The sequence below is a fragment of the Virgibacillus sp. CM-4 genome (assembly GCF_000445495.1).
GTDB classification, from domain to species: Bacteria; Bacillota; Bacilli; order Bacillales; family Amphibacillaceae; genus Virgibacillus; species Virgibacillus salexigens.
The window spans coordinates 387,464-409,984 of sequence record NZ_AUQA01000002.1 but is presented as its reverse complement, the minus strand read 5'-3'; the positions used below and the strand labels follow the sequence as shown (position 1 = coordinate 409,984).

Annotated in this window: 21 protein-coding genes; 15 read left to right on the top strand and 6 right to left on the bottom strand. The window is 38.4% G+C overall.

All coding sequences use genetic code 11. The annotated features are described in order from the left end of the window. Positions 1 to 4: 4 nt before the first annotated feature. Together M948_RS25820 and M948_RS25815 are read right to left on the bottom strand one after the other, a co-directional pair. Entirely contained in the window at positions 5 to 682 is a 678-nt protein-coding gene (locus tag M948_RS25820; protein WP_021289268.1) for a FadR/GntR family transcriptional regulator, read from the bottom strand. Continuing rightward, a complete protein-coding gene (locus M948_RS25815) occupies positions 679 to 1,371 on the bottom strand; it encodes a FadR/GntR family transcriptional regulator (protein WP_021289267.1) in 693 nt (230 codons plus the stop codon). Before M948_RS25815 ends, M948_RS25820 begins: the two co-directional genes overlap by 4 nt. Positions 1,372 to 1,582: 211 nt before the next feature. Here M948_RS25815 and M948_RS25810 point away from each other — a divergent pair, with 211 nt between their 5' ends. The 4 genes from M948_RS25810 (at position 1,583) to M948_RS25800 (ending at position 5,969) form a co-directional block, all read left to right on the top strand. After that, a complete protein-coding gene (locus tag M948_RS25810; RefSeq protein WP_021289266.1) occupies positions 1,583 to 2,452 on the top strand; it encodes an N-acetylneuraminate lyase in 870 nt (289 codons plus the stop codon). Positions 2,453 to 2,527: 75 nt separating this feature from the next. Beyond that, entirely contained in the window at positions 2,528 to 4,051 is a 1,524-nt protein-coding gene (locus M948_RS25805; RefSeq protein WP_021289265.1) for a sodium:solute symporter, read from the top strand. An 88-nt stretch (positions 4,052 to 4,139) separates the two neighbouring features. Further along, positions 4,140 to 4,451 (top strand): hypothetical protein, encoded by a 312-nt coding sequence (locus tag M948_RS0121600; RefSeq protein ID WP_021289264.1) that lies wholly within the window; start codon positions 4,140 to 4,142, stop codon positions 4,449 to 4,451. A 156-nt stretch (positions 4,452 to 4,607) separates the two neighbouring features. Next, positions 4,608 to 5,969 carry a GntP family permease gene (locus M948_RS25800; protein WP_021289263.1) on the top strand — a complete coding sequence of 454 codons (1,362 nt, stop codon included), beginning with the start codon at positions 4,608 to 4,610 and terminating at the stop codon, positions 5,967 to 5,969. 191 nt (positions 5,970 to 6,160) lie between these two features. Here the strand turns inward: M948_RS25800 and M948_RS25795 are convergent, their stop codons facing one another. Beyond that, positions 6,161 to 6,370 (bottom strand): TrkA C-terminal domain-containing protein, encoded by a 210-nt coding sequence (locus M948_RS25795; protein WP_021289262.1) that lies wholly within the window; start codon positions 6,368 to 6,370, stop codon positions 6,161 to 6,163. A gap of 129 nt (positions 6,371 to 6,499) precedes the next feature. Next, positions 6,500 to 6,805 (bottom strand): hypothetical protein, encoded by a 306-nt coding sequence (locus M948_RS25790; RefSeq protein ID WP_021289261.1) that lies wholly within the window; start codon positions 6,803 to 6,805, stop codon positions 6,500 to 6,502. Positions 6,806 to 6,940: 135 nt separating this feature from the next. Here M948_RS25790 and M948_RS25785 point away from each other — a divergent pair, with 135 nt between their 5' ends. The 11 genes from M948_RS25785 (at position 6,941) to ilvA (ending at position 20,764) form a co-directional block, all read left to right on the top strand. Beyond that, positions 6,941 to 7,768: an aldo/keto reductase gene (locus tag M948_RS25785; protein WP_021289260.1), complete on the top strand. Its 828-nt coding sequence runs from the start codon at positions 6,941 to 6,943 to the stop codon at positions 7,766 to 7,768. Positions 7,769 to 7,953: 185 nt separating this feature from the next. Continuing rightward, positions 7,954 to 9,015 carry an NAD(P)H-dependent flavin oxidoreductase gene (locus tag M948_RS25780; protein WP_021289259.1) on the top strand — a complete coding sequence of 354 codons (1,062 nt, stop codon included), beginning with the start codon at positions 7,954 to 7,956 and terminating at the stop codon, positions 9,013 to 9,015. A gap of 260 nt (positions 9,016 to 9,275) precedes the next feature. Then, a complete protein-coding gene (gene ilvD / locus M948_RS25775) occupies positions 9,276 to 10,961 on the top strand; it encodes a dihydroxy-acid dehydratase (protein WP_021289258.1) in 1,686 nt (561 codons plus the stop codon). 790 nt (positions 10,962 to 11,751) lie between these two features. Further along, positions 11,752 to 13,473: an acetolactate synthase large subunit gene (gene ilvB / locus M948_RS25770; protein ID WP_021289257.1), complete on the top strand. Its 1,722-nt coding sequence runs from the start codon at positions 11,752 to 11,754 to the stop codon at positions 13,471 to 13,473. Continuing rightward, positions 13,470 to 13,988: an acetolactate synthase small subunit gene (gene ilvN, locus M948_RS25765; protein ID WP_021289256.1), complete on the top strand. Its 519-nt coding sequence runs from the start codon at positions 13,470 to 13,472 to the stop codon at positions 13,986 to 13,988. The genes ilvB and ilvN overlap by 4 nt, the downstream gene beginning before the upstream one ends. 26 nt (positions 13,989 to 14,014) lie before the next feature. Continuing rightward, on the top strand, positions 14,015 to 15,058 hold the full coding sequence (gene ilvC, locus M948_RS25760) for a ketol-acid reductoisomerase (RefSeq protein WP_021289255.1): 1,044 nt from the start codon (positions 14,015 to 14,017) through the stop codon (positions 15,056 to 15,058). Then, complete coding sequence (locus tag M948_RS25755) at positions 15,045 to 16,592, top strand: 2-isopropylmalate synthase (RefSeq protein ID WP_021289254.1); 1,548 nt, start codon at positions 15,045 to 15,047, stop codon at positions 16,590 to 16,592. Before ilvC ends, M948_RS25755 begins: the two co-directional genes overlap by 14 nt. Before the next feature lie 14 nt (positions 16,593 to 16,606). Beyond that, positions 16,607 to 17,713: a 3-isopropylmalate dehydrogenase gene (leuB, locus tag M948_RS25750; protein ID WP_021289253.1), complete on the top strand. Its 1,107-nt coding sequence runs from the start codon at positions 16,607 to 16,609 to the stop codon at positions 17,711 to 17,713. 18 nt (positions 17,714 to 17,731) lie between these two features. Next, positions 17,732 to 19,138, top strand: coding sequence for a 3-isopropylmalate dehydratase large subunit (gene leuC / locus M948_RS25745; protein ID WP_021289252.1), 1,407 nt, complete (start codon positions 17,732 to 17,734; stop codon positions 19,136 to 19,138). Between the two features lie 12 nt (positions 19,139 to 19,150). Then, complete coding sequence (leuD, locus tag M948_RS25740) at positions 19,151 to 19,735, top strand: 3-isopropylmalate dehydratase small subunit (RefSeq protein ID WP_021289251.1); 585 nt, start codon at positions 19,151 to 19,153, stop codon at positions 19,733 to 19,735. Positions 19,736 to 19,804: 69 nt separating this feature from the next. After that, positions 19,805 to 20,764, top strand: coding sequence for a threonine ammonia-lyase (gene ilvA / locus M948_RS25735; RefSeq protein WP_038242839.1), 960 nt, complete (start codon positions 19,805 to 19,807; stop codon positions 20,762 to 20,764). 82 nt (positions 20,765 to 20,846) lie between these two features. Here the strand turns inward: ilvA and M948_RS25730 are convergent, their stop codons facing one another. Beyond that, positions 20,847 to 21,719 carry a YitT family protein gene (locus tag M948_RS25730; RefSeq protein ID WP_021289249.1) on the bottom strand — a complete coding sequence of 291 codons (873 nt, stop codon included), beginning with the start codon at positions 21,717 to 21,719 and terminating at the stop codon, positions 20,847 to 20,849. 92 nt (positions 21,720 to 21,811) lie between these two features. Then, positions 21,812 to 22,270, bottom strand: a complete 459-nt coding sequence (locus M948_RS25725; protein ID WP_021289248.1) for a CoxG family protein — start codon at positions 22,268 to 22,270, stop codon at positions 21,812 to 21,814. Between the last annotated feature and the right edge of the window lie 251 nt (positions 22,271 to 22,521).

The following is a 22,521-nucleotide window of genomic DNA, read 5'->3' as shown; positions in this document are numbered from 1 at the left end:
CCCCCTATAGTTTTGCTCGTTTTATATGATTATTCAACAATGATTTTGCTAATTCAGCATTTTTGTTTTTAATTGCTTCTATGATGGATTGATGCTCACGAATAACTTGCTGATATTCTTCTAGACTAAGTTGGATGTACTCGGTTTCAAAAAAGTAGCTATTAATCATATTGGTCATTTGTATAAAAAGTGGGTTTCTTGTTGCTTTAAGTAATTGTTTATGGAACAACATATCAAAATTTCTATATTCCTCCATGGTATCAGCATCTTTACTCTTGATTAGGAGTGCTTGAATCGTCTCCATTTCTTCACGGTTTTCTTGTTTTACAATCTCTTCTACGGCACTTGATTCAAACATAATACGCAGGCTCATAATATCTTCAATATTGCCGCCGTTTATCTGCCAAAGAAAAAAGAAGCTATTTAAAAGAGTGTCAATATTTGATTCATTTAAGTAAGCTCCTTTTCCTTGCGTGGTCGTTATTACTCCTGTATTTTCTAAATAGCTTAAAGCCTCACGTACAACAGACCTGCTGACTTGAAACATCTCAGCTAGTCTTCGCTCGGTGGGAAGTTTATTCCCAGACGACAATTCGTTTTCGATAATATAGTTTTTAATCTCCTGAATAACTGTTTTTTTAAGTGAGGTTCTCTCCATACTCTGGATTGGTTCTATCTTCACGATTCTTCCTCCATTTGTTTTATAAATGTGAATATAGGATTGAAGTGTTGTGTTATCGTTTGCTGTGCTTTCGTCAAATCCTTTTCAGCAACTGCTTTAATTATTTGCGTATGTTCATCGTAGGACTTCATAAGATCTTCCTCTTTTTGAAATAAATCCATCTTTGCCAATAAGAAATATTCATTGATAATTTCGCTGAAATGATAGAACGTTTCGTTTTGAGTTGTTTTTATTAGTAACTGATGGAAATCATTATCATATTGATTTGTATTGTTATTATTAATGATCGATTGATAATAGGAATGATTAATGCCGTAAAATGCTTCTAGATTAACATCTATGTTTTTTTCAATTATTAAACGAAGCGCTCCGAGCTCAATTATTTTACGTATTTCCACAAGTTCTTTGATTTTTACACCGTAGGTTTCATAATGATGTTTTAAGATAGAAGTAATTGCATAGAGCTTTGTATCTGCAACAAATACACCGCCTCCAGCCTTAACCTTAAGAATGCCTAGAGCTTGAAGAGAAATTAGCGCTTCTCGAATAACGGTTCTACTGACTTGTAGTTGTTCGACTAATTCTCCTTCGGACAAAAATTTATCATTTGGTTTAAGATTATTGTCGATAATGGATTTTTTAATTCTTTCGATAACTACTTCCACTAATGATTGTTTTTTTGCTTTCATTCTAATCTCCTCATCCACTCACAAAACCATTGATATAGTTAGGTTTGTGATGATTGTTATCCATATCATATCATATTGGAATAGGAAACCCCTTACGAAAAAGGGTTGACTTTTATGGATAAGGAAATTATGATGAGTTTAACTAAAATTGGTCTGACCATATTATAACTTGATTAAGTTTATAAATCAATACATTATCGGAGGGGACAACATGAAGGGAATATTTTCTGCTCTACTCGTACCATTTGATGAAAGCGGAGACATAAAAGAGCAAGGATTACGTGAGATCATTAGACAAAATATTGATAAACAAAAAGTGGATGGATTATATGTGAATGGTAGTTCTGGAGAGAATTTTATGATGTCTACCGAGCAAAAAAAAGAAGTGTTTCGAATAGTGAGTGAAGAAAATAAAGGGAAAGTAAAGCTGATAGCTCAAGTAGGGTCGATTAATTTAAATGAAGCTGTTGCGTTAGGGAAATATGCGACAGATTTAGGCTATGACAGCTTATCGGCTGTTACTCCATTTTATTATAAGTTTTCATTCGATGAGATAAAATATTACTATGAAACAATTATCAATGAAACGAAGAATAATATGATTATTTATGCTATTCCTGCTTTAACAGGTATTTCGATGTCATTGGATCAATTTGAAGCACTTTTCCAAAACGAGAACGTAATAGGGGTTAAATTTACAGATGGGAATTTCTATTTATTAGAGCGTCTAAGAAAAAAGTACCCAAACAAGCTGATTTACTCGGGATTTGATGAGATGTTAATTTATGGTGCCATTTCAGGAATTGATGGTGCAATAGGAAGCACATTTAATATTAATGGAAAACGTGCAAAACAAATACTTACACTTTGTCAAGAAGATCAAGTTTCAAAAGCATATGAAATACAACATATAACAAATGATTTAATAGAGAGAATTTTAGATTTAGGTTTGTATCAAACACTGAAAGAAATTTTAAAAATTACGGGTATCGATGCCGGAGTCTGTAAAAAACCATTTGAAGCATTCAACTCTGAGAAACGAGCAGAAGTGAAGAAGTTAGTAAGTACATTTAATCTATAAGATGTCAGAAACGGTGCTGCTTAGGCGTGTGTTGCTGCGGCAGCACCGTAAAAATGAAACAAGGGGGAACTCGAAATGGATAAGGTAGGTTTAGGAGCAGTAAATTGGATCGTATTAATTGTTTATCTAGTTGCTATGCTTGGTGTGGGAGTATATTTTACAAAACGCTCAGGAAAAAATACGGATGCTTTTTTTACAGCAAGTGGAAAAATTCCTGCCTGGGCAGCAGGATTTAGTATTTACGCTACAACATTAAGTGCTATTACGTTTATGTCAACGCCGGAACAAGCTTTTTTAAGTGATTGGTCGTATGCTGCTGGTAATCTTGCAATTTTTGCGATTATACCAATACTCATCTATTTTTATATTCCGTTTTTTAGAAAACTCAACGTAACGACGGCTTATGAATATTTAGAAGAGCGTTTTGGACCTTCGTTACGGGTGGTCGGCAGTCTATTATTTGTGCTTTATCATATAGGTAGGGTAGCAATTGTTATTTATCTGCCTACGCTTGCAATTACATCCGTTTCTAGTATTAATCCAATTGTAATCGCTTCCGTGGTTGGTGGACTCTGTATTATTTATACCTTTTTAGGTGGAATGGAAGGTGTTATTTGGAGCGATGTCATTCAAGGGATTTTATTACTTGGAGGAGCAATTTTAGTTTTAGTCCTTGGTATATTAACGATCAATGGTGGATGGTCAACTGTAATAAACGATGCATTGGTCAATGATAAATTAATAACTACGGATAATTTTAAATTTGGAGCAGCTGCAGCCGCAATTCCTATTATTTTTATCGGATCAATTTTTAATAATTTACATCAATACACCGCTAGTCAAGATGTTGTTCAACGTTATCAAACAACAAAATCAATAAAAGAAACGAATCGGTCATTATGGACAAATGGTATTTTAGCATTAATCACAATTCCAATATTCTATGGAATGGGTACAGTTCTTTTTAGTTATTATTCAAATGTGGAGGCGCTTCCAGAAGGTTTTAATACTTCTGCGATTGTTCCTTACTTCATCGTAACAACCTTACCAGTTGGTGTTGCTGGATTATTAATTGCAGCGATTTTTGCGGCATGTCAGTCGACGATATCATCGAGTTTAAATAGTATCTCTGCCTGTATAACTGTCGACTTTAAACAACGTTTTTTTGACAAAACATGGAGGCTTAATGATGTGGTACTAGCAAGACTTGTTATAATCATTACCGGAATTCTTGGTATGAGTGCTGCGCTTTACCTGGTATCTACAAATCAAGCGGAAACATGGAATCTCTTTTTGGCAATGACTGGATTATTTGGAGTTCCAATTGCCGGAATATTTGCTCTTGGGATTTTTACAAAAAGAGCAAATGCTCCCGGTGTACTTATTGGTCTAATATTAAGTGCAATTACATCCTACTTTATTCAACAGACTAGTTTTTCACCATTTGCGGTAAGTGTGATGGCGTTCTTTTCTTCCTGCATTTTTGGATATATAGCAAGTATCTTTTTTCCGACTTACACCAAGAACACTACCGGACTAACGATTTATACGAAAAATGAAGATTTTATTAAGTCAGGTGTTAAACAAAATATTTCTTAAAAACATTTACATGCTATATAGGAATAATATTGATTTTATTGTTAAAACTAAATAGCAAGCAAAGAATTTACAATAAAGTGGTGATGGCATGCGGAAAAGACTGGTTATTATAGGCTTAGCTCTATTGCTTTTAGGCCTACCAACTATTGCACTTGCTCATACAGAGACGACGGAAGATGATTCCAACAAGTCGCATAATTGGCAAGAATATAGTAGAGATACGAATATTATTGATACAGGTACCCATGAATTTACATATTGGAAAAATTTTATGAAACACAAGCGCACATGCCAAATATCTCAAAAGGTTGAGACAATCGTATATTATTGTGATGTACATGATCACACCAAATCAGAAACGAAGTATCTGGAAACAATACACAGTCACAAACATAGCTAATGGAGAGCACCATCGGATTTATCGATGGTGCTTTTGTTATGCTTACGGAAAGATGAAGATTAAAACTTCCATTGGTCTATATACAGAATGGATGATAATATAATAATGTAACAATTGAAAACGCTAACAAACATCAGAGAGAAGGAGAGGAACAACGTGGAAGGATTAGGACTTATTTTTGTTATTATTCTGGGTGTTTTATTTGTTATTTTTGCTACAGCAAAGATGAAACTTCATCCCTTTTTATCTTTACTAATCGCAGCTTTTGCAATTGGCATTGTTGCAGGTCTTCCATTATCAGATGTAGTTGAAGCTGTGAATAGTGGATTTGGTGGATTAATGAGCAGTATTGGTCTGGTCATTATCTTCGGAACAATCATTGGTGTGATATTAGAAAAGTCAGGTGCTGCCTTACGAATGGCTGAAGTTGTATTGCGAATTGTTGGCGAAAAACGACCGCAGATGGCAATGAGTCTAATTGGCGGGATTGTTAGTATTCCGGTATTTTGTGATTCAGGGTTTGTTATTTTATCTTCTTTAAAAAAAGCACTGGCAAAAAAAGCAAAGGTTGCGGTCACCTCCATGACTATTGCTTTATCAACGGGCTTATTTGCTACGCATACTTTAGTACCACCGACTCCAGGACCAATTGCGGCAGCTGGTAATATTGGTGCAGAAGCGTATTTGGGTACGATTATTCTCATTGGCATTATTGTGGTTATTCCGGTGATTTTTACCGGCTATCTTTGGGCAATCAAAGTTGGCACAAAGATGAAATTAGAGGGAGAAGATAAAGAAGAAGAGGCATATGATTATGAGGCTATTGTGAAGGCATTTGGCGAGATGCCTTCTGCCGCAAAGTCGTTTGCTCCAATTATTGTACCGATTATCTTAATTGGATTAAGCTCGATTATAACATTTGCTGGTTGGAATGGTACATTAGCATCTATCTTCTTATTTCTTGGTTCACCGGTGGTTGCATTATTGGTTGGGGTACTATTTGCCTTTGCACTGCTGCCCTCATATGATGAAGAAACATTAACAGAATGGATAGGCATCGGCATTAAAGAAGCGGCTCCAATATTACTGATAACCGGTGCTGGTGGTGCATTTGGAACAGTCATTAGCACCACACCAATTGCAGATTATATTCAGAGTTTTGGTCAAAACACGTTATGGACAGGCGCGATGTTTCTAATTATTCCATTTTTAATTGCTGCTGCTTTAAAATCGGCACAGGGTTCATCGACTGCGGCAATTGTCATTACATCTACATTAATTGCTCCACTTTTACCTGATTTGGGGATTACGGGTGCTGTTCCACTTGCTTTAGTAGTAATGGCCGTTGGAGCTGGGGCGATGGTTGTTTCCCATGTGAATGACAGTTATTTCTGGGTCGTTAAGGAATTTAGTGGGATGACGGTAACACAAGCCTACAAAGCACAAACAGCTGCAACATTATTCCAAGGATTGGTTGCATTTATTATCACATTCCTCTTGTGGGCCATCTTTGTTTAAACAGATGAGGTTGGGACAAAATCCTGGTAATAAAGAAAGAAGTCAGGCAAATCACCTAATGATGGATGATCTGCCTGACTATTATACGTTTGACTTAGACTACAGGTGTCTGCCTTCCGCGGGCACGGCCACAGTCACCTTTTGCTTCAGTCACCTGCATATTCTTAGCTAATTATATCATCACAGCCTCGTTAGTTTTCTTCTCGTAACACAAGATCAAGATCTTCTCTATTATTATCGGGCGCCAAGATATAAAGGACATCACCTTGGAACAGTTTGGTCTTTGCAGTAGGTGAAATCGTCTCACCGTCTCTTAGAATGATAATAATATTTGCTGCAGGAGGAAATCGTTGCAATGACTTGTCCATTAATTTTATTTTGTTCACCAACTTGATATTCAATGATACTAAGTTCCTTTTTGCCAACAGATAGTAGGTCTAAGGTATGCAATGGGTTTGTACCAACTGGTTGCGATAGTCCTAATTTTTTGGCGAATAATGGAATCGTTGTTCCTTGAATAACTGTAGAAGTTAATACAATAAAGAAAATAATATTGAAATACAATTGACTGTGTTGTAAATCAGCAAGCATAGGAATAGAGCAAGAACAAATAGAATAATAACTAATGCCATCATTCCAATAAGTTGAGCGATTTCCGGATCACGAAAATCAAAGACATCAATCGTGTCACTTCCAAGTATCATGCCGATGATAATAAAAAAGACCAAAGATGGTGAATTGATGCGTGCAGAAAATTGAACACCTAGGATACTAATGATAGGGATAATCGATACTGCAAGAATAAATAAATTTGAATGAAATAATTCTGGTAACATGTTTCACACCCTTTAATACCATTTACTGTACCCGGTTTCTGAACACGCTACACATCGCGTTATAGACTTATTCATTTTAACGATGAATGTTTTCCTTTAAAATATAAGTAGCAAAACTAATGGAGGATTGGATATATGATGAAGCATTTGCAAGATACGATAACTCTAAATAATAATGTGAAAATGCCTGGGTTTGGTTTAGGTGTGTATAAAGTAGAAGATGGAAGTACAGTAAAGGATGCAGTCAAAAACGCAATTATACATGGCTATCGCAGTATTGACACGGCTTCGTTCTATGATAATGAAACGGGTGTCGGTGAAGCGATTCAAGAATCAGGTATTCCGAGAGAGGAATTGTTTATCACAACAAAGGTTTGGAATGATCAACAAGGATATGGGAATACGAGAAAAGCTTTTCATCATAGTATGGAAAGGTTAGGTTTAGAGTTTTTGGATCTTTATCTTATCCATTGGCCAGTAAAGGGGTTATACAAGGACACTTGGATGGCAATGGAGGAGCTCTATAAAGAGGGGAAAATCAGGGCCATTGGTGTTAGCAATTTCCATCAACATCATTTAGAAAATTTAATGGATGGTTGCATGATTAAACCAGCTGTAAATCAAGTAGAATATCATCCACATTTAACTCAACAAGCTCTCCATGCTTTCTGTAAAAAGCATGACATTCAATTAGAGGCATGGTCTCCACTTAAAAGAGGTGGCTTGGTTGATGAACCTGTATTAAAACAAATAGGTGAAAAATATAATAAAACCGCTGCACAAGTTATCTTACGGTGGGATATTCAGAATGAGGTTATTACGATACCTAAATCAACAAAAGAACATCGTATAATTGAAAATGCATCGATTTTTGATTTCACTTTAACAAAAGAAGAAATGAAGCAAATAACTAATCTAAATATAAATGAACGAAGTGGTTCAAATCCAGATCGTTTTGATTGATCAATAGGGTCAGGTATGATAAATAGCCTCCGATTATCGGGAGGCTATTTATTTGGCTATCTCCATATTTGTGTTACGTTAATCGAAAAAGAAGACTTCATCGTCCCTGGATTTATCGTTATAATGAGATGAAGGATATGTCTGAATAGGAAAAGGAAAGCACATGTATAGAGGAGGAGAAATGGATGTGGTATAGGAGTGAAATAACGAAGAAGCTAGGTGTCCAGTATCCCATCATACAGGCTGGAATGGCAGGAGGTGTTACCACCCCCGAGTTAGTAGCTGCTGTTTCGAATAGTGGTGCACTTGGTACATTAGGGGCAGGATATATGACTCCAGAAACGATGCAACAAGCGATTAAACAAATTAAACAACTTACAGATCAACCTTTTGCGGTAAATCTATTCATCCCGGAAATTCCGAATGTGGATACAGAAGCTATTAACCAAGCAAATGAATGGTTACGACCTTATCGAGAAGCATTACAACTAACCAAACCAGAAGTGAAGCAACCTTCCTCATCGAATTATGAAAAACAATTAGAGATTCTTTTACAAGAAGGGGTACCAATTTGCAGTTTTACATTTGGCGTACCTGATAAAGAAACCATTCAAAAACTCAAACAACATCATTTGTTATTAATTGGTACAGCAACTACTGTACAAGAAGCAATGATAAACGAAGTAAACGGGATGGATATGGTGGTTATGCAAGGGAGTGAAGCAGGAGGTCATCGTGGAACATTTTTAGGGGAATTTGAGGATGCGATGATTGGAACGATGGCACTTGTACCTCAAGCTGTTGACCAGGTATCTATTCCAGTTATTGCAGCAGGTGGAATAATGGATGGTCGAGGTATATTGGCAGCACTTACTTTGGGTGCTCAAGCTGTACAAATGGGTACTGCTTTTCTGACTTGCCTAGAAAGCGGTGCAAAAAAACAACATAAAGAAGCGATCTTACATACGACAGAAGAACAGCCAGTAATTACTTCCGCCTTCAGCGGCAAGCCAGCAAGAGGAATAAAGAATCAATTTATAACAAAGATGGCAGCATATGAGGAAGACCTACCAAGCTATCCAATTCAAAATGCATTGACGAAAGAGATACGTAGAGAAGCAGCTAACCAAAATCGACCAGAATGGATGCATTTATGGAGTGGTCAAGGCCCAAGATTAAGCAGACAACAAGCAGCTGGGGAGATGATATCAAAGTGGATCTTACAAATTGATGAGCGAATAAAATGAAGCTAATCATATACTTATATAATTATTGCCCCTAGTACTTTGTTATCACCAGTTTTCCATACTTGTGTCCAGGTTGGGTGTGTAAAAAGGGCATGATCATATCCATATAACAAAAGGCTTACGCTAATCCATGGCGTTAAGCCTTTTTTGTCCCTCTAACTATATGAGGTGATAAATTTTAATTAATACCAATTAAATAAATTCATTGAACTATTCGATAATTAGGCATATAATAATTCGAAAGAAAGGTGGGAAATCCAGTGGGAAAAGATTTACGGATAAAGAGTAAAGTATTTAGTGAAGGGACAATGAAGGCCCCGAATCGTGCCATGCTGAGGGCTGTAGGAGTAACAGATGAAGATTTTCAAAAGCCGATGATTGGAATAGCTAGTACATGGAGTGAAGTTACCCCATGTAACATACATATTGATGATTTGGCTGTACAGGCAAAGAAAGGAGCACGGGAAGCTGGCGGTGTTCCTTTAATTTTTAATACAATTACCGTTTCTGATGGGATATCAATGGGAACGCAAGGTATGAGGTACTCCTTACCAAGCAGGGATTTAATCGGTGACTCGATTGAAACAGTGGTTGGTGCAGAAAATTTAGATGGTTTTGTTGCAATTGGTGCCTGTGATAAAAATATTCCAGGCTGTATGATCGCTATAGCAAATGCTGATGTACCAGCTGTATTTGTTTATGGTGGTACGATTGCCCCAGGCTCTGTAAATGGAAAAGATATTGATATTGTGTCTGTATTTGAAGGTGTTGGAAGACATAATAATGGCGATATCAATGATAGTGAATTACGATCAATCGAATGTCATGCTTGCCCAGGCGCAGGTGCTTGTGGAGGAATGTATACAGCGAACACCATGGCATCGGCAATGGAAGCAATTGGAATGAGTTTACCTGGAAGCTCATCAAATCCGGCGGAGTCAGCTGCAAAAGCAGAAGATTGTTCCAAAGCTGGGCAAGCAGTCTATCAATTATTAGAAAAAGGTATCTACCCGAAAGATATCATGACGAAAGAAGCTTTTGAAAATGCCATTACCGTCGTTATGGCTTTGGGTGGATCAACCAATGCAATCTTACATTTATTAGCAATTGCACATGCAATTGAAGTAGATATAACGATTGACGACTTTAATCGTATCCAAGAGAAAACACCACATTTAGCTGATTTAAAACCAAGTGGTAAATATGTTATGCAAGATCTTCATCGTGTTGGCGGGGTACAAGCAGTTATGAAGTTGTTATACGAAGCTGGATACTTACATGGGGACTGTCTAACTGTAACTGGCAAAACGTTAGCGGAGAACTTAGCAAATGCCCCGTCATTATTAGAAGGTCAGGACATTATCATGCCTTTTGATAAGCCAAAAAGAGAAGATGGTCCATTGATCGTACTAAAGGGTAATCTTGCTCCTCGAGGAGCGGTAGCAAAGGTCTCTGGTGTTAAGGTGAGTCGGCATACAGGTCCTGCAAGGGTTTTTGACACGGAAACAGAGGCTACAGTAGCAGTCATGAATAATCAGATTAATGAAGGTGATGTGCTTGTTATTCGTTATGTAGGACCAAAGGGTGGCCCTGGCATGCCGGAAATGTTATCTATTTCTTCTATTCTAGTTGGCAAGGGCTTAGGAGAAAAAGTAGCTCTATTAACCGATGGTAGATTCTCTGGAGGGACTCATGGTTTAGTAGTTGGGCATATTGCTCCAGAGGCCCAATCCGGCGGGCCAATTGCCTTTTTACGAGAGGGAGACCTTGTAACGATTGATTCAACAAAGAAGGAAATTTTCTTTGAGATTTCAGAAACTGAATTGGAACGAAGAAAACAAGACTGGATTGCTCCACCTTTATACAGAAAAGGAGTGTTAGGTAAATACGCACATAATGTTGCTTGTTCATCCGTTGGTGCAGTAACGGATTACTTAAATAAATAGAATAATGGTTACAAAAAGGGGCTTATCTAGGTAAGAGGCCCTTTTTGTATATCAATATATTAATTGTAGTAAATTGGTTTAAATAACAAAAAATAATAACTGATATATTACGAAGTGAAAAAGTTAATAAATATAATAAAACTAGGTGTTTAAATCAATATATCGGTTTGTAAAGAAAATGTAATAAAGACAAAGATGCTATGCACACTAAATATGTAAGCGCATCCAAAATAATTCGCAAATCAAAAATATCAAAAAACTTAAAAATATCTGTTGACTCTTGTTCGAAAACGGTATATGATTAACGGCAATATTAACTTATTAATTTTAACAGCGCCTAATTGACTGTAAGAACAATGAAAAGAAAAAAGTTCACAATTTTATAAAAATAACGCTATGACGGGAAAAAAGGAATATAACTTGTGTATTTGCAGAGATCCGGGGTTGCTGTGAGCCCGGAAGTACACTATATTCTGACATCATCTCTGAGTGCCGGACTGAACAGTTTACTTAATAGGCCGGCCAGGTACTGCTTACCTGTACCTGTTATCAATTGAGACCAATATATTGGTCTTGTTGAGTTAGTGTTCGCGAGGATACTAAAAACCTGGGTGGTACCGTGAAAAGAAGACGCTTTTCTCCCCAATCACTGTAAACGAATGTGCAGTTATGGGATAGAAGGCGTCTTTTTTATTTCAGCAAAAACTTATGAAAAAAGGTTGAATGATCCTTAGGTTCCATGAGAACGAGGATTTTCTATACAAATGATTACTAAAGGAGGCATGCAGCAGTGAAGGTTGAGGCAAAGCATGAATTGGAAAGTGCAAAGAAAGTAATGACAGGTGCGGATGTATTAATTAACGCATTAGTCGAAGCTGAGGTCGATACGATTTTTGGTTATCCCGGTGGTGCTGTATTACCAATCTATGATGCGATTTATCGTTCTAATGCTCAGTTTGAACATGTGCTTTCTCGTCATGAACAAGGGTCCATTCACGCAGCTGAAGGTTATGCTCGTGTTACGGGTAAACCCGGGGTTGTAATTGCAACTTCTGGTCCTGGAGCAACGAATCTAGTTACTGGTATTACAGACGCTATGATGGATTCATTGCCTATCGTCATATTTACCGGTCAAGTGGCAAGTAGTGTTATAGGCACGGACGCTTTTCAAGAGGCGGATGTTATGGGGATTACAACACCAATTACAAAATACAATTATCAGGTCAATCAATTATCCGAACTTCCAGGGATTGTAAAAGAAGCATTTCATGTTGCTTCAACTGGCAGACCAGGACCGGTTGTCGTGGATATTCCAAAGAATATCTCAGCTGAGCTTTCGACAGCGGTCTATGAAAGTCATTTCGAATTACCGGGATATCAACCTAATAAAACACCGAACCCTTTACAAATTATTAAACTAACAGATGCATTAAGTCGTGCCAAGAAACCGATTGTATTAGCTGGTGCAGGGGTGATTTTTGCAAAAGCCACGAATGAATTAATTGAATTTGCAGAGAAATATCATTTACCAGTTACCAATACATTGTTGGGACTGGGGTGTTTCCCAGGCTCGCATCAACTATCGCTTGGAATGGCTGGAATGCATGGAACGTATGCAGCAAATATGGGATTGTACGAATGTGACCTATTAATTAACATCGGAGCTCGTTTTGATGATCGATTAACTGGTAATCTTAAACATTTTGCACCGCATGCCAAAGTTGCTCACATCGATATTGATCCTGCAGAAATTGGAAAAAACGTTCAGACGGAAATCCCGGTTGTTGCAGACGCAAAAGAAGCATTAGAAGCGTTACTGAAGAGATCCGTAGAACTTGGTGACCAACTAGTGTGGAAGGAGCGGTTAGCTCGATATAAGCAGGATTATCCGCTTTGGTATGAACGATCGGATCAACAGATTTCCCCGCAATGGCTACTGGAACGTGTACACCAGATCACGGATGGAGAAGCGATTGTAACAACAGATGTTGGGCAGCACCAAATGTGGGCAGCACAATTTTATTCGTTTGAAAAACCAAATCGCTGGGTTACATCCGGAGGGCTAGGAACAATGGGCTTTGGGTTCCCTGCGGCGATTGGTGCACAGTTAGGAGCGCCAGGTGAATTAGTTGTATCGGTTGTGGGGGATGGTGGGTTCCAAATGACTGCGCAAGAGTTGGCAGTCGTAAAAGAACGGAATCTTCCAATCAAGATTTTAATCGTAAATAATCAAGCATTAGGGATGGTTCGACAATGGCAGGAGAGCTTTTATGAAGAACGTTATTCTGAATCTTTATTTGTCCAAAATCCAGACTTTGTGAAGTTAGCCGATAGTTATGGCATAAGAGGAATGAGGGTGAATAAGGAGGAAGATGTTCAGGAAGTGCTGGAGGAAGCAATTGGTTTTGACGGGCCTGTCGTCGTTGATTGTCAAGTAGTTCAACAAACATGTGTATATCCAATGATTGCTCCTGGAAAAGGGATTCATGAAATGATTGGGGTGAGCAAATGAGGCGTATCATTACCGCTACGGTACAAGATCGAAGTGGGGTGCTGAATCGAATTACCGGCATGCTCCATAAACGGCAATTCAATATTGAAAGTATCTCGGTTGGTGCATCAGAAACAGAAGGGCTTTCCAAAATGACTTTTGTAGTTGAGGTTAGTGATCATCAAAAACTGGAGCAATTAACGAAACAGTTAAATAAACAGATCGACGTCCTGAAGGTTTCAGATATCACAGAAAAAGCTATTGTAGCAAGAGAATTAGCACTGATTAAGGTAGGTGGAAGTGGCCAGCTTCGCGCAGAAATTCAAGGGATAATAACTCCTTTTCGCGCAACTGTTATTGATGTAAGTAGAGATAGTCTGACAATACAAGTAACAGGCAGACCAGATAAAGTAGAAGCGTTAATTGCGCTACTTCGCCCCTACGGAATCAAAGAGTTAACCAAAACAGGAGTAACTGCCTTTTTACGCGGGCAGCAGCCCAATCAAGTTACTGAATTAAATTCATTTACTATTTAATTAATAATTTTGAGGAGGAATATATTATGTCAAAAGTACTTTATGAAAAAGATGTAAAAACAGAGGTTCTAAAGGATAAGAAAATTGCTGTCATTGGTTATGGGTCACAAGGTCATGCACATGCCCTTAACTTAAAAGAAAGCGGCTATGATGTTGTCGTTGGTCTACGTCCTGGTAAATCACAAGCGAAAGCAGAAGAAGATGGTTTTACTGTATTATCTGTAGCAGATGCGGTGAAGCAATCGGATGTAGTGATGATTTTATTACCGGATGAAAAACAGACAGCAGTTTATAAAGAGAGTATTGAAGCTAATTTACAAGCTGGAAATGCGATCGCATTTGCACATGGATTTAATATTCATTTTAATCAAATTGTTCCTCCAGCGAACGTGGATGTCTTCTTAGTCGCACCTAAAGGTCCAGGGCATCTTGTACGCAGAACGTATGAAGAAGGAGCGGGGGTTCCGGCACTTTATGGTGTGTTCCAAGATGTATCGGGTAATGCTACTGACATTGCACTTGCTTACGCGCAAGGTATTGGAGCAGCACGAGCTGGTATTTTAGAAACATCCTTCCAAGAAGAGACGGAAACGGACTTATTCGGCGAGCAGGCAGTACTTTGCGGAGGACTAACAAGTCTCGTCAAAGCAGGTTTCGAAACGTTAACCGAAGCAGGATATCAACCAGAGGTTGCATACTTTGAATGTCTGCATGAAATGAAATTAATTGTTGACCTTCTCTATGAAGGTGGGCTGGAGAATATGCGTTATTCCATCTCTGATACTGCACAATGGGGAGACTTTGTGTCAGGACCACGTGTAATTAATGAAGAGACAAAAGAGCGTATGAAGGAGATTCTTAACGACGTGCAAACAGGTACGTTTGCGAAGCAGTGGATTCTCGAAAATCAAGTAAATCGACCACAATTCAACGCAATTAATGTGAAAGAAAACCAGCATCCAATTGAAAAAGTAGGGAAGGAGTTACGAGAGTTAATGCCTTTTGTTAAACAGCCTTTGCAAGCAACTCAAAATAAACAAAAGGATGTGAAAGTGCATGTCACAAATTAAAATTTTTGATACCACATTGAGAGACGGTGAACAATCCCCAGGTGTAAACCTTAATCAGCTAGAAAAATTAGAAATTGCCAAACAGCTAGAACGATTAGGTGTGGATCGAATGGAGGCTGGATTTCCAGCCTCTTCCAAAGGTGATTTTCAAGCCGTTAAAGCGATAGCGGATACGATCAAAAATACGTCTGTTACAGGATTAGCAAGGACAACAAAATCGGATATTGATATTGCTTGGGAAGCATTAAAAGGTGCTGATGAGCCTTGTGTGCATATTTTTCTAGCTACTTCACCGATTCATATGACGTATAAATTAAAGAAAACACCCGACGAAGTAATTGAAACAGCAGTGGAAATGGTAGCTTATGCGAAGAAAAAATTCCCGCAAGTTGAATGGTCTGCTGAGGATGCTTCGCGTTCAGATTGGAGTTTTCTTGCACAAATTATTGAGAAAGTTATCGATGCTGGAGCAACTGTCATTAATCTACCGGATACTGTAGGCTATACCACTCCTCAAGAATATGGCAATATGTTTCAATTTATTCGGTCGACGGTTCCGAATATTGATCAGGTAACGTTGTCTTGCCATTGTCACAATGATTTAGGAATGGCGGTAGCAAATTCAATCGCTGCTGTTGAAAATGGGGCGACCCAGGTAGAAGGAGCGATAAATGGAATCGGAGAGCGTGCTGGTAATGCATCTTTGGAGGAGATTGCTGTTGCCTTAAAAGTCCGCTCAGATTTCTATCCGTATCAAACGAATCTTAATTTACAGGAAATCAAACGTACTAGCGATATGGTTGCAAAATTAACAGGCATGTATATTCAAGCAAATAAGGCAGTAGTTGGTAGAAATGCCTTTGCCCATGAATCTGGTATTCATCAAGACGGAGTGTTAAAGCATGCATCCACTTATGAAATTATTACGCCAGAGCTGGTTGGAGTTAACGCAAACACATTGTTCCTAGGAAAACATTCTGGACGACATGCCTTTAAAGACAAAGTAGAAGAACTCGGAATGGACGTTTCTGAGGACAATATTAAAAAGGCTTTTGAGCTATTTAAACAACTGACAGATCATAAGAAAGAAGTTACCGATGATGATATTTTTACCATTGTTACTGAAGTACAAACAGACACGACATCTATTGAAAAGTATCAATTAAAAATGTTCCAACTTCAATACGGCTCAAACAATATCCCGACAGCAGCTATTGAATTGACTACACCTTCGGGAAATACAGTAAAGACAGCATGTACCGGACAAGGCAGCGTAGAAGCGCTGTATACGACATTGGATTCACTGACAGAGGAAGAAACAAAGTTGATTGATTACCAAATTAACTCTGTTGGTGGGGGGAAAGATGCATTAGCTGAATCGCGTGTGCAATTAATTGTAAATGGTAAAACAGTTAATGGCAGAGGTTCTGCTCAAGATGTAATGGAAGCATCTGTTCAGGCATATTTAAATGCAATCAATCGGTTTATCATTCATCAAAATAGCGAAAAGAAAAAGACAGTGAAATCAAATTAAGAGGAGGAGCGTGTATGAAGAGGGAGATTGTTTTACTTCCGGGTGATGGAATTGGCCAAGAAATTATGGAATCTGCAAAATCAGTGTTAAATACGGTCGCAGCTAATTTCGGTCATCAGTTTATATTTCATGAACATGCAATTGGGGGTACGGCGATTGATCAATATCAGACGCCGTTACCGGAGACAACAATTAAAGCGTGTAAAGGGTCCGATGCTGTATTGTTAGGGGCGGTTGGTGGAGAAAAATGGGATTCGCTTCCCGGTGATCAACGTCCTGAGAAAGGACTATTAGGTATTCGCAAAGCTTTAGATTTATTTGCCAATTTACGACCAATTAAAGGATTTGCTCCTTTACTTCATGCCTCTCCTTTAAAACAAGAAATAATAGAAGGTAGCGATATTTTAATTATCAGGGAATTAACCGGTGGCCTCTATTTTGGTGAACCGAAAAGTCGGGTAGAAGATGGAAATGCCGCGGTAGATACGTTGTATTATTCTCGACAGGAAATGGAACGAATTATTGATAAATCCTTCCAGACAGCACAAAAAAGAAGAAAAAAACTTACTTCTGTTGACAAGGCGAACGTACTAGAATCAAGTAGATTGTGGAGAGAGATTGTCGAAGAAAAAAGCAAATCCTATCCAGATGTTGAAGTAAATCACTTACTTGTAGATGCAGCAGCTATGAAATTAATTACCCAGCCAAATCAATTTGACGTAATTGTAACCGAAAACTTATTTGGAGATATTCTGAGTGACGAGGCTTCTGTTTTAACTGGTTCTCTAGGGATGCTGCCTTCAGCAAGCATACGTACAGATGGTGTTGGTCTATATGAGCCGGTTCATGGTTCTGCACCAGATATTGCTGGCCTGGGGATTGCAAATCCGTTAGGGATGATTTTGTCTACCGCTCTAATGCTTCGGCAATCATTTGATATGCAAGAAGAAGCAGATGAAATTGAAAAAGCAGTTCAAGAGACATTGGATCAAGGTTATCATACACCTGATTTGAGTATAAAGGATGGAATAAAAGTAGGGACGAAAGAAATGACAGATACCGTAATTGGAAATCTTTCAAGCAACAGTGTTTCCAACTGTATTTGTAACTCATATGCCTGATGGCTGGAGGTGAAGATAATGGGAAAACCAAAAACAATAATAGAAAAAATTTGGGATAAACATGTTGTCCATCAGGAAGAAGGAAAGCCAGACTTACTTTATATTGATTTGCATTTGGTTCACGAAGTAACGTCCCCGCAGGCCTTTGAAGGTCTGCGAATCAACGGTCGTAAGGTTCGGCGACCAGAACTGACTTTTGCAACGATGGATCACAATGTCCCTACGAAAAACAGAGATGTTATCAAGGATGAAATCTCACGAAAGCAGATGGAAACATTAAAGAAAAATTGTGAAGAAAATAATATTCCATTAGCGGATATGTTTCATCCCGATCAAGGAATTGTTCATGTTATCGGACCGGAGTTGGGCTTAACGCAACCTGGTAAAACGATTGTTTGTGGAGACAGTCATACTTCTACACATGGTGCGTTTGGTGCATTGGCTTTTGGAATTGGTACAAGTGAAGTGGAGCATGTTTTAGCGACACAAAGCATTTGGCAAGAACGGCCAAAAACATTAAATGTGCATGTAGAGGGAGATTTAGGACCAGGTGTAACGGCTAAAGATTTAATTCTGGCTATCATTGCAAAATTTGGTGTTCGATTTGGAACAGGATATGTGATGGAATATACTGGAGAGGCTATTCGTAATCTATCAATGGAAGGTCGTATGACAATTTGCAATATGTCCATTGAGGCTGGTGCTCGAGCTGGTTTAATAAGCCCGGATGAAACAACTGTTGAATTTTTAAAAGGAAAAACGCATGTACCAGATGGCGAGGCTTTTACGAAAGTTTCACAGGAATGGTTAGGATTAGCTACAGATGATGGAGCGGTATATGATGAACAAGTAATTATTCGTGGGGATGAAGTTGAACCGCAAGTAACTTGGGGCACAAATCCTTCTATGTGTGTTCCTGTTAGCGGCTCGACGCCTAATCTAAAAGAAGTGGAATATAAAGCCGATGTTGAACGCGCCTTGATGTATATGGGACTTAAAGAAAATCAACCTATTTCGTCAATTGAGATCGATCATGTATTTATTGGTTCTTGTACAAATTCTCGATTTAGTGATTTGCAGCGTGCAGCTGAAATTGTCCGTGGAAAAAAGGTACATCAGAATGTAAGAGCGATTGTTGTACCCGGTTCTTTTAGTATCAAATTGCAGGCGGAAAAAGAAGGAATTGATAAAATTTTCCAAGAGGCAGGTTTTGAGTGGCGTGAAGCTGGATGCAGCATGTGTCTAGCAATGAATGATGATATTGTACCACCTGAAGGAAGATGTGCTTCTACATCAAATCGTAATTTTGAAGGACGGCAAGGAAATGGTGCTAGAACCCATTTAGTAAGCCCAGAAATGGCTGCAGCTGCAGCTATTGAGGGACGGTTTGTTGATGTTCGTGACTACGCAGGTGTTCCGTTGTAAAGGAGGAGTGAAATGGAAGCAATAAAAGAGCATAAGGGCTTCGTATACCCATTGAATCGAACCAATGTCGACACAGATCAGATTATTCCGAAGCAGTTTTTAAAACGAATCGAACGAACAGGGTTTGGCCAATTTTTATTTTATCATTGGCGATTTGATGATGAGGGCAATACACGAAGTGATTTTGATTTAAACAAAGAACGGTATCAGAATGCATCTATTTTGATTGCCGGAGAAAATTTTGGATGCGGATCTTCACGAGAACATGCACCTTGGGCTTTGTTAGATTATGGCTTTCGTGTTATTATTGCTCCAAGTTTCGCAGATATCTTCTATAATAATGCTTTAAAAAATGGAATCATCTTGATTCGACTAGACCAAGATCAAGTAAGGCAATGGATGGAAGATGCAGAAACTGGGAATCTAGCACTAGAAGTTGATCTCGAAAAACAACTAATTATTGAAGACGATCAGGAATATCCCTTTGAGATCCCTGCATATCATAAAGAGAAACTAGTGAATGGATGGGATGATATCTCGCTAACACTTCATTATGAAGATAGAATCTCAGACTATGAAACAAGTATGAAGAAATAATAGGAATAGCTGAACAAGGAGAGTGACGGAATTGGGAATTGCTTAACAGGTGAAAAGGTTCACACCGCGATGCAGAGGCTGGTCCCACTCGTGCATCGAACACCATTATTAACATCGCAGACAACGAATAATCTTTTGGGAAAACATGTCTATTTTAAAATGGAAAACCAGCAAAAAACGGGTGCTTTTAAATTTCGAGGGGCCACGTTTAAATTAATGCAATTAACCAAAGCGCAATTGAAAAAAGGCGTAATTACTGCTTCAGCCGGCAATCATGCTCAAGGTGTCGCCTATGCCGCAGCGAAATTAGGTGCGAAGGCAACCATATTTATGGGAGAAAAAACTCCTTTAGCTAAGGTGAATGCAACCAGGAACTATGGAGCGCAAGTTGTGCTTACTGGAGAAACATTTCAAGAGGCATATGAAGCCTCGGTAGAACATCAAATGAAAACAGGAGCAGAATATATTCACCCATTTGATGACTATGATGTAATGGCTGGTCAAGGAACGATTGCCATGGAAATGCTTCGACAGGAAGATCGAATCGATACGATTCTAGTTCCAGTTGGTGGTGGTGGATTAATAAGTGGGATTGCAGTTGCTGCCAAATATGTCAACCGCAATTTGAGAATAATTGGGGTGCAAGCATCTGGAGCAGCAGCTATGCATTCCAGTTACCATACCGGTCGAAGTCAAAACTTAAAATCAGTCGACACCATCGCAGAGGGGATTGCTGTGAAGAAGCCGGGAAAACGCACATTACCACTTATTAAAGAATATGTAGATGAGATGGTTACCGTTTCTGATGAGGAAATTGCATCCTCTATTGTTTATATGTTAGAGCGGAATAAAACGTTAATGGAAGGTGCAGGTGCAGCTGCTTTAGCAGCATTATTTGCTCACAATAAGCAAATTAAGTCCCGACATTGTGGCGTCATTGTTAGTGGCGGTAATATGGATATTGGTACAATGCCGCAAATTCAACAACTCGCCGATCGATTGCATCACCCAATATTAGTTAATTCATAACCCTTTAAACATAAAAAAGATTCATCTCTTCGTGGATGAATCTTTTTTAGTCCGTTTTCTGTCATTAGAAGCTTTCAACTAACTATAGTTTTTGTCCGTAATATTTATCAATAGAAAATCCCCGACCTAATATTTCTGAAGCATTTAAGAAGATAACAAAAGCATTTGGTTCCTCTTTTTGGAGTATCTTTTTAAGGTAGACTGCTTCTTGTTGTTCGACTACACATAGGATCATCGTTTTATCCGTATGAGAGTATCCACCAACGGAGCGTACTTTTGTTAATCCACGATCGATTTCGGTACGGATGATGTTCTGAATGTGCTCTTCATTTTCTGTAATAATCATAACTAACTTGGATGCTGAAGTCTGTAATTGCACAATATCAATGGTCTTGCTAGTAATATAGATACACATTAAGGCAAATAATGTTAATTCAAGATTAAAGACAATGATAGAAGAAATAACGACCAATCCATCAACGATTAATTGGGAGTAGCCGCTCGATAGACCAGTGAATTTTTTTACAATCTGGGCAATCGCTGCTGTCCCACCTGTCGAACCATTGCCTTTATACACAATTCCTAGCCCTGTACCTAGAATAATTCCACCATAAATGGCACCAAGTAAAGGGTTTGTTACGGTAAAAGGGATGTCGCCAGTTAACCAGATAATAAACGGCACCCAAAACGTACCTACTAAGGTCTTCCAACCAAAATCTTTTCCCAAGGTGAGTAGTCCTATAATAAAGATAGGTATATTAATTAGAAATTGACTATAAGCCGGGCTTAAAGAATATACCTCATAAAGAATTGTACTAATTCCTGAGATTCCGCCAGCCGCTAATTTTGATGGGAGTAAAAATAAATTATAGGATAATGCAACAAGTGTGGCTCCAAAAATAATTTGAGTATAAGACAAAACGGTTTTATTCATATTTTTAGTTAATCCTGTCATAACGATAGATCCTTTCTTGATAGCCTTGTGACGGCTATATTCTAACATGAAGGATCTAAACTGTCGAACTTAAGAGAGGAAAAACCTGTCAATCAATGCATAACAACGGTTTCTTTCTTCTGTATTTGTCTAATGACTGCATCGGTAAGATCAGCAGTTGCTTTCGGAATAAATGGGCGTAGTACAGAGTTGATCATCGTTCCTTTTATGCCTTTTGCAGTAATTGTTAGGGAACCAATCATTTTTGTATTATCTTTTGAAATCTTTACTGCTTGAAAATAGCCGTTACCCATTACTTGTTCATTTCCGCTAGAAAGAGTGAAGGCAACTTTGGTTGGACGTTTCCACTCGGTAATCCAAATGGATAAACGAACGGTTTTTTGGATGATACCTAGATCACCTTTACAGATCCAAATCGATTGTTTCATATTAATAATGCGATGTTCCTGATAGCCGGGAACAAGAGGAGCCCAGTTATTCATATCACTAACAAAGCGCCATATGTTTTCAATAGGAATATTAACTTGACGTTCACAAATACCGCTCGGCAAATCCAAAACCTCCCTGTTAATCAACGATGGTTACACACCCTTTCATGTATATGCAGAGATGGTGGCATTAGAAGTTATTTTTTTATGAATGATGCCTGTCAGCATAATAGATGATAAAGACGGAATTGTTTTATGCTTAAGATTTTGAAATAATTACCAACATGGAAATCGTTGAATAAGGGGATGGTCTGATGCTTACCAAATACGTCAGAAAATCTGAGCGGTCTGCAGGACATTATTTTATGGGGTGA